Annotated in this window: 7 protein-coding genes; 2 read left to right on the top strand and 5 right to left on the bottom strand. The window is 66.2% G+C overall.

Annotated features, from left to right (window positions below; all coding sequences use genetic code 11):
• Nucleotides 1–48 precede the first annotated feature (48 nt).
• The 4 genes from FDY95_RS20100 to FDY95_RS20115 all read right to left on the bottom strand — a co-directional run bounded on the left by FDY95_RS20100 (nucleotide 49) and on the right by FDY95_RS20115 (nucleotide 12065).
• Nucleotides 49–7089: an Ig-like domain-containing protein gene (locus FDY95_RS20100; protein ID WP_138080326.1), complete on the bottom strand. Its 7041-nt coding sequence runs from the start codon at nucleotides 7087–7089 to the stop codon at nucleotides 49–51.
• Nucleotides 7090–7552: 463 nt separating this feature from the next.
• The gene (locus FDY95_RS20105; protein WP_138080327.1) at nucleotides 7553–8470 is read right to left on the bottom strand and encodes a DUF6929 family protein; all 918 of its coding nucleotides are present in this window, start codon (nucleotides 8468–8470) and stop codon (nucleotides 7553–7555) included.
• A gap of 163 nt (nucleotides 8471–8633) precedes the next feature.
• The gene (locus FDY95_RS20110; protein ID WP_171025767.1) at nucleotides 8634–10673 is read right to left on the bottom strand and encodes an RICIN domain-containing protein; all 2040 of its coding nucleotides are present in this window, start codon (nucleotides 10671–10673) and stop codon (nucleotides 8634–8636) included.
• Nucleotides 10674–11393: 720 nt separating this feature from the next.
• Nucleotides 11394–12065 carry a response regulator gene (locus FDY95_RS20115; protein ID WP_138080329.1) on the bottom strand — a complete coding sequence of 224 codons (672 nt, stop codon included), beginning with the start codon at nucleotides 12063–12065 and terminating at the stop codon, nucleotides 11394–11396.
• A 301-nt stretch (nucleotides 12066–12366) separates the two neighbouring features.
• On the opposite strand from FDY95_RS20115, the gene FDY95_RS20120 reads away from it, so the two are divergent.
• Nucleotides 12367–12579, top strand: coding sequence for a hypervirulence associated TUDOR domain-containing protein (locus FDY95_RS20120; RefSeq protein WP_138080330.1), 213 nt, complete (start codon nucleotides 12367–12369; stop codon nucleotides 12577–12579).
• Between the two features lie 183 nt (nucleotides 12580–12762).
• On the opposite strand, the gene FDY95_RS20125 is transcribed toward FDY95_RS20120, so the two are convergent.
• Nucleotides 12763–14334 carry an amino acid permease gene (locus FDY95_RS20125; RefSeq protein WP_138080331.1) on the bottom strand — a complete coding sequence of 524 codons (1572 nt, stop codon included), beginning with the start codon at nucleotides 14332–14334 and terminating at the stop codon, nucleotides 12763–12765.
• 209 nt (nucleotides 14335–14543) lie between these two features.
• Between FDY95_RS20125 and FDY95_RS20130 the strand changes: the two genes are divergently transcribed.
• Nucleotides 14544–15023 (top strand): Spy/CpxP family protein refolding chaperone, encoded by a 480-nt coding sequence (locus tag FDY95_RS20130; protein WP_138080332.1) that lies wholly within the window; start codon nucleotides 14544–14546, stop codon nucleotides 15021–15023.
• Nucleotides 15024–15071 lie beyond the last annotated feature (48 nt).

The raw sequence follows: 15071 nt of genomic DNA on the forward strand, positions 1-15071 counted from the left end.
CGCTGCCCAAGCTGGGCAATGGCTTTTTCACGAACTGAGCAGCGAAGCTTACTGCTTCACCACACGCTGGCTGAAGGTCTGGCCCTCGGCCGTGCGCACGCGCAGCAGGTAGGTACCGGCGGGCAGCGTCGTCACATCTAGCGTAGCGGGCTGGGCGGCGTCGAAGCTGACGGCGCGCAGCTGCTGGCCGGTGGCGCTGTAGATGCTGGCCGTGACCTGGCCGGTGGCGCCCGTCAGGCTCAGGCGCAGCCGGTCGGTGGCCGGGTTCGGGTAGGCGCTCAGCGTTACGCCGGCCGTTTTGCCGAAGCGCACGGCGCGCACGTCCGAGGTGGTGGCGGTACCATCGGTATCCACCTGGCGCAGGCGGTAGTAGATGGTAGCGCCGAGGCGGGCCGCTTTGGCATCCACGAAGCGGTAGTCGTGGGCCACGGTGCTGTTCAGCTGGCCGGCTACCTCACCCACTTTCTCGAAGCGCAGGCCGTCGGCGGAGCGCTCCACCTCGAAGCGGGCGTTGTCCTTCTCCTGGGCCGTAGTCCAGGTCAGCAGGGCATCCTGCTGCTGGGCCTGGGCTTTGAAGTCGACCAGCGTGACGGGCAGCGGACCGAAGCCGATGCTGAAGGGCACCGCCTGGGTGTTGGTGCCGCCAAACTCGTCGACCGTCGTAATCGTCACCGAGTACGAGCCGGCGCGCCAGTTCAGCTTGGTGCGGTCCGCCACGGTAATGGCGCCGGTGGTCGGGTTCAGCGTCAGGCCCAGGGCGTCCAACTGGGCGGTACCAGCGGCATCGGTGCTAGCCGAGCGCACGCCGGCGTCGGTGACTGAGGTCTGGTTGTTCGCGCTGTTGAAGCTGTACTCCCCGCCGTTGGCGTCGAAGGCGCTGGTAATCAGGTCACCGTTCTGGTAAGCCGTGGCCAGGCTGCCGCCTTTCAGCGGGGCCGCCGTGTACACCGAGCTGTTGTCGAGGCCCACCGGAATGGCGTAGAGCGCGGTAGTCGATTCGGCCCCGGCGTTGTCGACGGCGAGGTAGCTGAAGAAGGCATTGCCCACGAAGCTGCTCACCGGGCGGAAGCGCAGGTTGCCGGCGTTGGCGGCGGCTACCGTGAAGCGGCCGCTGCTGAGCGCCACGGGGTTGTAGTTTACCCCATCGGTCGAGTAGTAAAGCGTGCCCTGCGTGGCGGCGTCCGGCAGGCTGGTCAGCACGAAGCTGCTGATCGAGCCGTCGGCGTCGCGGCCGCTGAGCGGGCTCAGGGCCTGGGCCGTGGCGGCGGTGTTGCCGTCGGGGGCAGTCAGCTGGTTTTGCAGCGCGTTGGCCACCGGCGCCTGGTTGAGCAGGCTGGTGGAGAAAGTCTGCGTGTCATCCAGCGTATTCGACTGCGCCGTGCTGGTCGTCGTGGCACCGATTACCGTGAAGGCCGTTGTCGGCGCCGGGAACGTGATGGTGTAGGCCAGCGAAGCTTCCTGCCCGGCCAGCAGCGTGGCCGTCGTCGGGAAGGTCACCAGGCCCGAAGCGGCGTAGGTGCCCCCGCCCGAGATGCTGACGGTAGCAGGATCGAGGCCGGCCGGAATCTGCACGCTGAAGCCCACGTTCTGGGCCGGCGAAGGGCCATCGTTCAGGGCGCGCACCAGGTAGGTCACGGGCTGCCCGGCCAGTACGGTGCTCGTCAGGGCCGTGCCCTGGCTGCGCACCACCATCCGCACGTTGCTCAGCGCGTTGATGCCCACGCTCGTCACGGCCGTGTTGTTGGCGGGCGTGCCGTCGCTGCTGGCCGAGCCCACGCTGGCTACCGCCGTCAGCGGGCCCGTGCCGGGCGTCGGCAGGGTGATGGTGTGGGTCAGCGAAACCCCGGCCGCCAACGATGCCGCGCTCGGGAAGGTCACCACGCCGGTAGTGCTGTTGTAGGCGTTGGCAACAACGGCCCCGCCGGCATCGGTTACCACCACCCCGCTCAGCCCGGTGGGCAGCGCCACCTGCTGCTGCACATTGCTGGCCGCGGCCGTAGCGTTGTTGGTCGTCGTGAAAGTAAACGTCACCGGCTGGCCGGCCGTCTGCGCGGCCGCGCTGCTGGTCAGCGTCACGCCCAGGTCGACGGCCGAAGTGGTGGGCCGCAGTACGCTGGTCGTGGCCGTGCTGGTGTTGTTGGCCCGGTTCAGGTCGTTGGTGGCGGCCGTGGTGCTGGCCACGGCAGTGGCGCTGATGGCGGCCACGTCGGGGGCGGCGAAGGTGATGGTGCGCGTCACGGCGCCGGGGTAGCCCACGGCTACTTCGGTGCGCGTCGGGAAGGTCACCACGCCGGTAGCGGCGTTGTAGGCGTTGCTGATGACGGCGCCCGCGTCGTCGCGCACCACCACGCCCGTCAGGTCGGTGGGCAGCTGTACGGTGGTCGTCACGCTGGCGGCGGGCGAGGTGCCGTTGTTCACGGTCCGCACGCTGTAGACCACCGGCGTACCGCTCACCACCACGGCCGGACCGGCCACCGTCGTCACCACGTCCGAAGCGCGGGCGGTGCTGACGGTCAGGGCGCTGGTGTTGTTGCTGGTCAGGTTATCGGCGGTGCCGCTGGTCACGTAGGCCAGGTTCACGAAGGAAGCCGCGGCCGGAGCGTCAAAGGAAATCGTATTGGTCACCGACTGGCCGGGGGCCAGGGCGGCAATAACGGGGTAGGTGAGCAGCGTCTGGTTGGGCTGCACGTCCAGGGCGCCGGTGGTACCGACGGGCAGGTTGCTGGTGTAGCTCAGGCCAGCCACGGCCGGGGGCAGGCGCAGCATCTGCTGCACGTTGTAGGCCGTAGTGCCGCCGTTGTTGGTGGTCGTCAGGGTGTAGCTCACGCGCTGGCCGGCCGTCACGCTCGTCGGGCCCACCAGGCTGGTGGCCACGTCGGCGTTGGGGTTGATGGTCACGAGCGTGGTAGCGGCGTTGTCGCCCATCACCGGGTCGGCTGAGGTACTGCTGACGCTGGCGGCGGCCATGAGCGGACCGTACGCCGGGGCGGGCAGTTGCACGGTGGTCGTCTGAGTGGCGCCGGGGGGCAGGCTGGTGCTGGGCCAGGTCACTACGCCGGTGGTGGCGTTGTAGCTGCCACCGCCCGAAATGGTCAGCGTGGCCGGGTTCAGGCCGGCGGGCAGCGTCAGGGTGCTCACCACGCCGGCGGCCGCGCCGGGGCCGGCGTTGTAGGCCGTGGCCGTCAGCGTCAGGGCGGCGCCGGGGGCAATGTTGCTCACCGGGCTGCCGCCGCTGGTAGCCGTTACGCCGGCCAGCAGGTTGGCCGCCATGCCGCCGGTGGCCTGCACGGAAGTCGAGGCCGAGGCGGAGTTATTGCTGGTCGTCGTTTCGCCGCTGCTGGCAGCCACGCTGGCCGTAGCCACGAAGGTGGTAGCCGTAGCGGGGGCCGGCACCGTGATGGTGTTGGTCACCGTTTGGCCGGCCGGCAGCACGCTCAGGCTCGGGAACGTCACCACGGTGGTGTTGGTACCCGCGCTGTAGGCGTAGGTGCCCTGGTTCGACACGAACAGGTTCGTCAGGTTGCCGGGCAGGCTCACCGTTTGCGTCACGTTCGTAGCGGCCGAGGGGCCGGCGTTGCGCGTCACCACGGCGTAATTCAGGGCCGTGCTGGTGCCCGCGCTGGCCGGTCCGCCGAGGGCGGTGGTCAGGTCGAAGCCGGTGGCCACGTTCAGCGTCGCGCTGCTGGTGTTGTTGCTGGTCGTCAGGTCGGGCGTGGTGGCCGTGGCGCTGGCCGCGCCGGTTACCGGGCCGCTGCCGGGTGCCAGGAAGGTGACGCTGTTGGTCACGCTGGCGCCGTTGGCGAGGCCGGTCGTCGGGAAGGTCACCAGGCCGGTGGCCGCGTCGTAGCTGCCGCCGTTGGAGAAGGTCAGCGCGCCGGCGGTGCCCGGGCCGGTGAGGCCGGCGGGCAGCTGCAGGGTGGGCGCCACGCCGCTGGCCGCAGCCGCGCCGTTGTTGGTCGTCACCTGGGTGAAGGTCACCGACTGCCCGGCCGTCACCGTCGCGCCGCTGGTCGGGGCCGTCAGGCTCACGGCCAGGTCGGCGGTGGTCGGCAGCACGGTCACGGCCAGGTTGGCCTGGTTGGTGACGGCGCCGGCCGCGTCCTGCACCGTGTAGCTGGCCGTAGCCGTGCCCACGAAGCCCGCCGTCGGGGTGAAGGTCACCTGCCCGTTGCTCACGGCGAAGGTGCCGCCGGTCACGCTCAGGCTGGTCTGCTGGCCCGCCACGTTCGGGTTCAGGTCGATGGAGCCGGTGTTGAAGCTGTTTTCCGGGTCCACGTCGTTGGCCAGTACGTTGATGGTCGTGCTCGTGCCGGTCATGGTCACCGCGTCGGCCACGGCCGTGGGCGAGAGGTTGCAGGTGCCGAAGTACACGTCGTCCACGGCCAGGTCGTTGCCGCCGATGGCCGTGCTCACGTTGCGGATTTCAAACGTGGCCGAGGTGCTCGTGCCCGAGTACCACACGTCGGAAAACTGCACCCACTGGTCGGGCGACTCGTTCAGGGTGATGGTGCCCGACACCGATTCGCCGTTGATGACGAAGCCCAGCTCCGGCACGCCGCTGTTGCTGCCGGGGGGCAGCAGGTTGTTGAAGAAGGCCGAGAAGGTGTAGTAGCGGCCCGGCTGCACGGTCACCGTCTGCGCGTAGAGCGTGCGGATGGATGCCGCCCCGTTTACCATCAGGAAGTTGTCCGAAGCGCCGCCGGTGTGGCCGGTGCCCACGAAGCTTGGGTGGTAGGTGGCGGCGCTGGTGCCCACCGCGTAGGTGCCCTCGGGGTAGATGCCCGAGGCGCCGTTGCCCGTCACGTAGCCCGACGACACGTAGCGGTAGTTGGTGGTGAAACCGGTGTTGCCGCTGGTGAAGGCCGGGTTCTGCAGCAGGTTCGAGCCGGTGGCCGAAGTGCAGGCCGCGTTCGTGCTGAACACGCGCAAGCTCACCGTGGCGGCCGTCGAGCACAAAGACGGCGTGCCGTTGTCGCAGGCCGTGTAGGTGAAGAAATCGGGGCCGGTGTAGCCCGTGGCGGGCGTGTAGGTATAGGTGCCGTTGGCGTTGAGCACCACCGTACCGTGGGCCGGGGCCGTGCCCAGCGTCACCGTAATCGGGTTCTGCTCCTGGTCGTAGTCGTTGAGCACCACGTTGCCGCTCACGCTGGAGTTCAGCGGCACGTCGCGCGAGTCGTTTACGGCCACCGGCGGGCGGTTCACCACGCTGATGGTGTAGGTAGCCGCCGCCACCGAGCGCATGCCCTGCTCATCGACGGCGTAGTAGGTGAAGCTGGTGGTGCCGATAAAGCCCGCGTTGGGCGTAAAGTTCAGCTGCGGCAGGTTGGGCGTCTGAATCAGCTGGTCCACCGAGATGGGTGCCCCGTAGCTGGTCAGCGTGCCGTTGGCCGGCAATGAGGCAATCTGGTAGCCGAAGATGCTGCCGTCGGGGTCGGAGCCGCTGGGCAGGGGCGTCAGGTTGTTGCCCACGGTCGTCAGCCCGCCGCTCACGTTGTTGGCCGTCGGGGGCAGGTTGCCGGGGCCGGCGCACAGGGCCGCGTTGGGCACCACCTGCTTCGAGATACCCGCCGCCGTGCTGGCGTAGGAGAAGGTCAGCACGTTGTCCGTCGTGCCTTCGCCGTAGAAAATCAGCAGGTGGTGCAGGCCGGCCGTCAGGTACGCGGTGCCGCTGCGCTCCTGCACGCTGTGCCCGCCGCCGTTGTTCACGGTAGCCGAGGCCGTCGTGGGCGTGGTGGCCAGCGCCGCCGCGTCCAGCCAGAGGTAGGAGGCGTCGTCGGAGTTCAGGTAGAAGGTGTAGTTGCCACTCGCGGGCACGTAAAGGCTGCCGCGGTAGCGGGCGCTGTAGCCGTTGGCGTTGGCATCGGTGCCGGTGCCGGCGCCGGCCGAGACGAGGTTGCCCCAGCTGGCGTTGGTATCAAATTCCAGCTGCGCATCGTTGCGCCGGAGCGCGGGCGTGCGGCTGGCGAAGTAGCTCATGTCATCGGCGAAATACCCGTTGTAGTATTCCGCCGTCAGGCCGCTGCGCGAGGTGCCGTCCAGGTACGAGCCGCCGCAGTTGCCACCGGCCACGGCCACCGCCTGAATCGGAATGGTGAAGGTGGCCGCATTCGAGGTCAGCCCCGCGTCGTCGGTGACCGTGTAGGCGAAGGTGGAGTTGCCGCCCGAGAAAGTCGGGGCCGGGTCGAAGCGCAGCGTGGTGGCCTGGGCAGCCGTCAGCTGGGTGGCGGTGGTTACTTCCAGGTACCGGTTGGGGTTCAGAAAGACCGGCGAGCTATAGTAGAGTACGCCCTCGTTGGCGGCGGGCAGCCGCGTCACGGTGTAGTAGCCGACGGGGCCGTCGGTGGTGGCGTTCAGCGCGCTGATACCGGTTTGCCCGGCCGAGCTGGCCAGGCTGGCCGCGTTGGTCACGTTGTTGGCCACCGGCGCCGTGCGGCACCAGCTCAGGGAGTTGATGCCGACGGCCTGCCCAGCGGGGGCGCCGTTGCTCACGTTGCGGTAGGTTAGCGTGAGTGAGGTAATGCTGTTGCTGCCGAAGTCGGCTGTGACCGTACCCAGCGTGTTGTTGGTCACGTTGCCGGTGCCGGTAGCCGTAGCGCCATTGATGCTGGGGCTACCCGCGTTGGTGCTCGATTTCGTAAGCGTGGGCGTCACGGTCGTACTGCCGTCGCTGCCCGCAAAGGTTACTTCGTCAGTGAAGCCCGTGGATGCGTCGATGTCCTGTACCTGAATTTTCAGGTACGAAACCGCACGGTTGAAGGTAAACGTAATGGTCGAGGAGCGCGTCACTGAGTTGCCGCTCGGGTAGTCGTTGTACCAGTACAGCGTCGTGACGTTGTTCAGGTTGCCGGTATTGAGCAGCGCATTGGCATCGGTGGCCCCGGAGCTGTAGCCGCTGCTGCCGATGGTGGTCAGGCCGGTGCCCGTGGGCACGGCCACGGCGCTGCGGTTTTTCCAGTCGCCGCTGAAGTCGCTGTTACTGAAGGCCAGCGTGGTAGTGGCGGCCGCCGAGCACTGCGCCGCCGCTCGGTTGGTCAGTCCCAACGAAAGGAAGACGCCCAGTAGCGCCCACAAGCGTAAGGTTATTGGCATATGAAACAAGTGAAGTGAATCGAACCAGAGTTTCCGAGGAGTATCCCCCAGAAACCCAGCGACAAATTTACTTCACCCGAATACAAAAAATACAATTACATCATAAGCTCGACCATTAGCCAACGGTTAAGAATCAACTAAATTTAAGCATTAAAAAAGGCCCAATTGAACAAAATAAGGATTATTCCCATTATTAGAATTCTTCCCAATTATAGAATCACTCACTTAATTATATCCTATTCACTCAAACACAAACCCCGAAGCTCGCTAATGCTCATATAGCTTTTCGCCTCCGTGTTTTTTTGGGAAAACGCCTAAAATCAAGCAGGGCCGCCACGGTGCCCGCCCAATAGCTACATGGGCACCGTGGCGGCGCCACCAAGCAAAATGCTCCGAACGTTCGCGCGTTTGCTCCGCTCCGCACCCGCCGGCAGTCGGGAAAGCCCCACCCGACAGCGTCGGGTTAGAGCGTCAGCTCCACCTCCACCGCCGTGGAGCCGCCCGCGTCGTCGTCGGTGACGAGCAGCAGCTCGTAGCGGCCGGGCCCGAGGCGGCGCCGCACCGTCACTCCCTCCACCTTGCCGCGGTAGGGCTGGCCGTCGGGCCGGCGCAGCTGCGTCAGGGCCACCGGCACGGGCCGGGCGCTGCGGCGCGACGGGTCGAGCACGCCCACGAAGGAGCCCAGCACGGCGCCGTCGGCCACGGGGTCGGTGGTGTCTTCCACCGAGGCCGTGACGAACAGCCGCTCCTCAAACGTCACCGCCCCCGACAGCCCGGCCGGCTTGCCCTCGATGCCGGGCAGGGCGTAGTACTGCACCTCTACGGCCGGCGCCTGCGCCGTGTGGTGGCGCACAAAATCGAGCGTAGCGGCCAGCGGGCAGCGAAATACCAGGTTGCCGGCGGCCGTACCCACGCTGCGCTGCATTAGCAGCAGCGCGTCGGCAGTAGTGGCGGCGGCCTCTAGGTTCAACGTCAGGCCGGCCGGCAGCTGCTTGCGCAGCAGCTGGTACAGCGGCGTCAGCGACAACGGATACACGGCAGCGGCGGCGGGCGCATTACCGCTCAGGGCTATCCAGTAGCCCACTTCGCGCGCGGCGGTGGCCCCCGAGCCCAGCGCCAGCAGCGCCGTGCCGCCCTCGGCGGTGGGCACGGCGGTCAGGCATTCCAGGTCGGGCTTGAGGCTTTTGGGAATGCGCCCCGCGCTGAAATGGGCCGTTTCAAACAAGGTCACCGGCTGGCCGGCTTCCAGCTTCCGCGCATCGAAGCAGTAGAGCAGCGGCGCATCATCCCCGATGATGTACACCGTGTCGCCCACCATTTCCACCCCCGAGGCCGAGGGCAGCTTGGGCAGCTGGATTTCGCGCAGGATGGTGGCTTGCATGGGCAGTTGGCAGTTGGCAGTTGGCAGTTGGCAGTTGGCAGTTGGCAGTTGGCAGTTGGCAGTAAGGCTACGCCCGGGCGCCGGTGTCGGGTTGTCCTGCTCTTTTCTTTTTACTCATTCGGCGTCTGCCCTGACAACCGAAAACTCGCAACTGACAACTCCCCTACTGCTTGGTGATGGTGAATTCCACGCGGCGGTTCAGGCGACGGGTTTCTTCCCGCTCATTGCTGGCGCGGGGCTTGCTGCCACCGTAGCCGATGGTGCTGATGCGCTCCTCCCCCACGCCCCGGCTCACGAGGTAACGCTTTACTTCGGCCACGCGCTGCTCACTCAGCACTTTGTTTTTTTCGGCGTCGCCCTGGTTGTCGGTGTGGCCTTCGAGGCGAATCTGCACCGAGGCGTTGTCGAGCAGGGTGCGCGAGAGGCGGTTCAGCTCGTTGTAGGAACCCGCGAGCAGGCTGGCTTTGCCCTGGGCAAAGATGATGGTGGGCAGCTCCAGCTTGGCGCCCACGGCCGCGGGCAGCACCAGCAGCTCGATGCTGCGCTGCCCGGTTATCAGCACGGTATCGGTGGCGGTGAGGAAGCCGCCGGCGGTGGCCGCCAGGCGGTAGCGGCCCGCCGGCAGGGTAAACTGGAAGTTACCGCCCGCCGCATCGGTGCGGCCCGAGGCGTTGAACACCATGTCGCCGCCGAGGCGGTCGGCCTTCACCTCGGCCAGCACCGGCTTGCGGGTGCGCGCGTCGAGCACGCGGCCCGTCACCAGTCCGCGGGCCGGCTCGGCGTGGGTAGCCACCGGTACCGGCGCGGGCTTGGCCGTGTCGGCGGGCGGCGTCAGCCCCGCGGCGGCCCGCACGATGTCGGCCGGCCCGGTGGTGGTGCGCGACAGGGCCCAGTACGCCGATTTACCATCGGGCCCGAGTAGGAAGTAGGCCTCGAAGCCGGCGCTGTTGACGCTGGGGCCGAGGTTTTGCGGCTCGCTCCAGCGCGTCCAGGTGTCGTCCAGGCGCTCGGTTACGAAGATATCGGCGCTGCCGTAGCCGGCGTGGCCGTAGGAAGCGAAGTACAGCGTCTTGCCGTCGGGGGCCAGCCAGGGCGCGAAGTCGAAGCCGGGTGAGTTGACCACCGGGCCCAGGCTGCGCGGCTCGCCCCAGCCCCCGGCGCCATCGGGCTGGCTCACGTAGAGGTCGTTGCCGCCCTGGCCGTCGGCGCGCTCCAGGCTCATCAGCAGCACTTTCTCGTCAGCGGGCTGAAAGAACGTGGTGGACGTGCCGGTGGAGTAGTAGTTGGTAATTTCCAGCGACTCCACCTTGCCCCAGCCATTGCCCACGCGCCGCGCCCGCGACACGCCCTCGTCGCGCGAGCCGCCGTCGCGGGGCTCGTACCAGCCGCGCACCAGCAGGGCATTGCCGCCGGCCAGCACGGCCTGCACGCCGTTGTGCTGCGGAGTATTCAGCGCGTCGAGGCGGGTGGCCGGGCTCCAGGTCTGCCCGCCGTCGGTGGTCTGGCTGGTCCAGATGTCGCCCGACTCGGCCACGCCCTCCTTGTTGCCGGCGTAGCGTGTGCGCACGAAGTACAGGGTGTTGCCGTCGGGCGTAAGTACCGGGTGCAGCTCGTTGGCCGCCGTGTTGATGGCCGCCCCCAGCGGACTGGGCTTGCCGAACGTGGGGGCGCTGGCCGCCACCTGCAGGCGCAATGGAAACAGCCGCCACTGCTGCGTGGCGCGGCCCTGGTAGCGCTGCAGCACCACGGCCGTGCCGTTGGCCTTGTCCGAGTTGGCCACGGCTAGGCACATGGCGTCATTGCCGCGGCTCACCAGCGCGGCGCTGCCCACCGGGCCGGCCGCCACCAGCTTCCACTGCTGAAACAGACCGCCCGAGTAGGGCCGCTGGGTCACCGGGCCGTTGTCGGCGGGGCCGTCGGCCGTCAGGCACTTGCCGCTGTGGCGCACCTCGATGCGAAACCACTCGCTGCCGCTGCTGATGGGCACGAAACGCCACTGCTGGCTAGGGGCCTGGGTGAATTCCCACTGCACCACGGCGGCGCCGGCTTCGGCCGCGGCGCCGCGCACCTCCAGGGCCCGTCCGCTGCCCCGGGCCACCACGCCGTACCAGGTGCCGGCAGCCGGTGCGGAAACCGCCTGCGCCCCGGACCGCCGCGGCCCCAGGAGCAGGAGTATCCAACATAATCCAGCAACGCAACGCAACAGCACGGGGGGAGTAGGCATGAGTAAGCACACTTGTTCTGGTGCGCAAGTTAGCCGAAATACGCCCCGGCGGCTGCCCCTGACACGCCGCCGCCCGGCTTGCTCCTGCAAGCCGGGCGGCCAAAGCGGGTCGGATCGACGAATCAGGCGCGGTGCCGGGGCCTAACTCGCATTGCTGATGTACTTGAAGCGCACAAAACGTTCGTTCTCGTAAATGGCGGTAAAATGGCCGCCTGGATCGGTGGCACTGTTGCTGCTGCTACGCCGCGGCTCACTTACGGAGCGGGTAGGGACGCCAGCGTCGGTCGTCGGCACAGCCGGATACGCACCAGGAATCACGCCGGGTACGTGGCAGATGAACGAGAGTATCTTTGAAGCCATGACCTTGGAATAGGTGAAGTGGAGGTGGAAGAGAGGCGAAAAAGAGGTCAACCGGAAAAGCGCGCTGTTCAATATGAAGCAAGGATTATTTTATTGAACGATGCTAAGATAAAACAATATATGGTAAAAAGGCTATCCGTACTAACCCGTAATTTCAGCTAAGTACCAGCACTTACTATTTATTGAATATCAAGGCGTATCCCAATGATTTTCGCCTTTTCCGGCCCGTAAGCCCCCGCTTGGCTCTGCATATCTGGTTTCTTCCCGCTCAACAACCCAAAACAACGACGCCCGACCTTACGTAGGCCGGGCGTCGTCGCTGCAGAAAAGCCGCGGAATTCAGTCGATCAGCTTGTGGCGCAGCGCGTACTGAATCAGCCCGACCACCGACTTGGAGTTGGTCTTGGTCAGCAGGTTTTTGCGGTGCGACTCCACCGTCCGCTCGCTGATAAACAGCTTTTTGGCAATCAGGGAGTTGGGCAGCTCGTCGGCAATCAGCTCCAGTACCTCCTTTTCCCGGGCCGTCAGCTCCGCGGGGCGCTCCTCGCGCACTTCGGCGGGGGCGCTGGGGCGCGGCATGTTCTGCAGCAGCGTGTCGCCGACTTCCTGGCTGAAGAAACGCTGGCCGGTATACACCCGCCGGATGGCCTCAATCAGCTCCTTCTTGCTGGTGTTCTTCAGCAGGTAGCCCGCGCCGCCGGCATCGAGCACGTCCGTCACCGAGCTGTAGTCGAAGTACACCGACAGGGCCATGGCGCGCACCGCCGGGTGCTGCTGCTGCATCAGTCGAATCAGGTCGACGCCACCCATACCGGGCATGTTCAGATCGACGATGGCCACGCGCAGGGCGGGCTGCTCCTGCAGCCGCTGCAGGGCTTCGTAGCCACTGCTGGCCGTAGCCACCACCCGGACATCGTCGAGGTCCTTGAGCAGGGAGCTGATGCCCTCGATGACCAGCGGATGATCATCGACCAGTAATACCTGAATGATTTCGCGGAGAGGTTCGCTCATACAATCAATTTGCGGCTTCTATAAACGAAGGCGGGCGCCCCGGGGGCCCGACCAAATACGGTGTGTTATCAACGGCGGGCCGTCAATTACATTGCGTGCGAAACGTTGGTTCCGGGGGAATAAGCAAGCGCTGCGTAGTGGGCAAAACACTGCAAAATAAGCACGGAAGCGCGTATTCTGGTGCAAACCTGTTCAGCTACCGCCCATCAGGGTGCTCCGCTTCAATGCGTTACTACCGGCTTTCAGCCAAGGTGGCGCGGCGGCCGTACAACTTTCGGGCCACCCGCTAACGGCCCACGGTATGCGCAAAGGCACTTTGGTTTCCTGGAAATACGGCACCGGCCGGGCCACCGGCAAGATCGAGCAGACCTTCAAAGAGTCGGTCACGCGGCAGCTGAAGGGCGCCAGCATCACCCGGCACGGCACCGCCGACAACCCGGCGCACCTCATCGTGCAGGCCAGCGGCGAGCGGGTGCTTAAGCTGCAGAGCGAGCTACAACTTGCCGCCGGCTGACCACATCCTTGCGCTGGCAGCTGTGCAGTGCGTATGTCCCGCGGAGCTGTTTTGAGCTTTTTCACCGGTGTCAGGAGTCGGTTGGCCTGTCGGCGGTTGCATAGCCGGCGCAGCATATTTATTTCCAACAAAAAGCCCCACCGGAAGGTCCGGCGGGGCTTTTTGCGGCTAACGAAAGCGCGGTTACTTCTGCTCGATAAACGCCTGCTCCTCCAGCTCCGTCGGCACCACCACGATGCCCTGCTGCAGCTTGGAGTTCTGCCGACCGTAGATGAAGTACACGATGAAGCCCAGCAGCATCCAGCCCAGGGCCAGCTTCAGGGTGTTCGAGTCGAGGGCCAGGATCATGGCCAGGCAGATCAACGCGCCCAGAATGGGCACCAGCGGGAACGAGGCCGAGGACAGCGGCGAGCGGAACGGCCGCGGCTGATCCGGGTCGGAGCGGCGCATGATCCACACGCCGATGGACACGAGCACGAAGGCCAGCAGGGTGCCGAAGGAGGTCAGGTCGCCGGCCAGGGAGCCGGGCACGAAGGCCGCGAAGGCACCCACGAACACCAGCAGGATCAGGTTGGACTTGTAGGGCGTGTGGAACTTGGGGTGCAGCTCCGAAAAAGCTTTCGGCATCAGCCCGTCCTTGGCCATGGAGAAGAACACGCGGCTCTGGCCCATGAGCATCACCAGGATAACCGACGAGAAGCCGGCCAGGATGGCTACCACCACGGCCGTCGACAGCCACTCGTAGCCGGGCATGTGCTCCTTGATGGCGTAGGCCACCGAGGCTTCGCCGCCCTTGGCCGGGTCGGCAAACTCGCGCCAGTTAGCCACGCCCGTCAGCACGTGGCCGAACAGGATGTAGAGCACGGTGCACACGGCCAGCGAGCCGAGAATACCGATGGGCATGTCGCGCTTGGGGTTCTTGGCTTCCTGCGCGGCCGTCGACACGGCGTCGAAGCCGATGAAGGCGAAGAACACGATGGCGGCGCCGCCGAGGATGCCGCCCCAGCCGTGCTTGTTCCAGGCTTCGTAGGAGCGCACGACCTCACCGGCGGCGTTTTTCACCGGCTCGGCGTTGTCGGGAATCAGGTAGGGCGTGTGGTTGGCGGGGTTGATGAACTGCCAGCCCACGGCAATGAATACCAGCACGATGGCCACTTTCACCACCACGATGATGGCGTTGAAGGTAGCCGACTCCTGCGTGCCTTTGATCAGCAGCAGGCTCAGCATGATGATGATGAACAGGGCCGGCAGGTTCAGCACGCCGGTGTGCATCACGCCGTTGACGGCGGCGCTTTCAAAGGGCGAGTGGCTCCATTCGTAGGGTATACTGGTGCCAAAAACCGCTAAGAGCTTGTTGAGGTACTCGCTCCAGGCAATGCTGACGGTGGCCGCCCCGAGGGCGTATTCCATGATCAGCGCCCAGCCGATAACCCAGGCCACGAACTCGCCCATCGTCGTGTAGGCGTAGGTGTAGGCCGAGCCGGCAATGGGAATCATGGCGGCGAATTCGGCGTAGCAGAGGCCGGCGAAGGCGCAGCCGATGGCGGCCACGATGAAGGCCAGCGTCACGCCCGGGCCCGAAGCCTGGGCGGCCGCGGCGGCCGTGCGCACGAACAGGCCGGCGCCGATGATGGCCCCGACGCCCAGCGCGACGAGGTTGGCCGCGCCGAGGGTGCGTTTCAGCGCGCCTTCGCCCGAGGCGTTGGCTTCGCCCAGCAGCACGGCCAGCGGTTTTTTGGCGAAAATGTTTGCCATTAGATGATTGGGATGGGGAGAATTTTAGAGAGAAGGTGGTCGTGAAGCAGCCCGATATGCGGCAAGCCGACACCCCGGGGCCCGAATATAGGCAGAATCCGGCGTCCGCAGATGTTGGCCCGGAACTTGTCAAAGCCCCCGCGGGCCGATTAAACCCACGGGCCCGCCGGCCCTCTAAGCCGGCAGATTTTCCAACTGACCCTCTTCCGATGAAAAAGATGCTTTTCCTGCTGACGGTTGCCACCCTCAGCTTCGCCAGTGCCCAGGCCCAGACCACCCCGCCCGCCAACGGCGGCTACCAGGGCCAGGGCCGCGGCATGGGCCGCGAGCAGCGCACGCCCGAGCAGCGCGCCGACATGCAAACCCAGCGCCTGACCAACCAGCTTAGCCTCACGGCCGATCAGCAACCCAAAGTGCGCGCCATTTTCCTGGCCCAGGCCAACGAGGTGGACGCCGCCCGCGCCCAGATGACGCCCGGCAGCATGGACCGCGACGCCATGCGCCAGAAAATGCAGGAAGGCCGCGCCCGCTACGACGAGCAGCTAAAGGCCGTGCTCACGCCGGAGCAGTTCACCAAGTACCAAACCCAGCGCGAGGACCGCATGGAGCGCATGGGCGAGATGAAAGACGCCCGCAAAGAGGGCAAGGCGAAAGCCAAGAAGGACAAGGTGAAAGTGAAGGCCAGCTAAGCCTCGCCCCCTCTCTTCAACCGGCAACCCGCCCTCCCTCGGTTTCGA

This window comes from Hymenobacter jeollabukensis, assembly GCF_005771675.1.
Lineage (GTDB): Bacteria > Bacteroidota > Bacteroidia > Cytophagales > Hymenobacteraceae > Solirubrum > Solirubrum jeollabukense.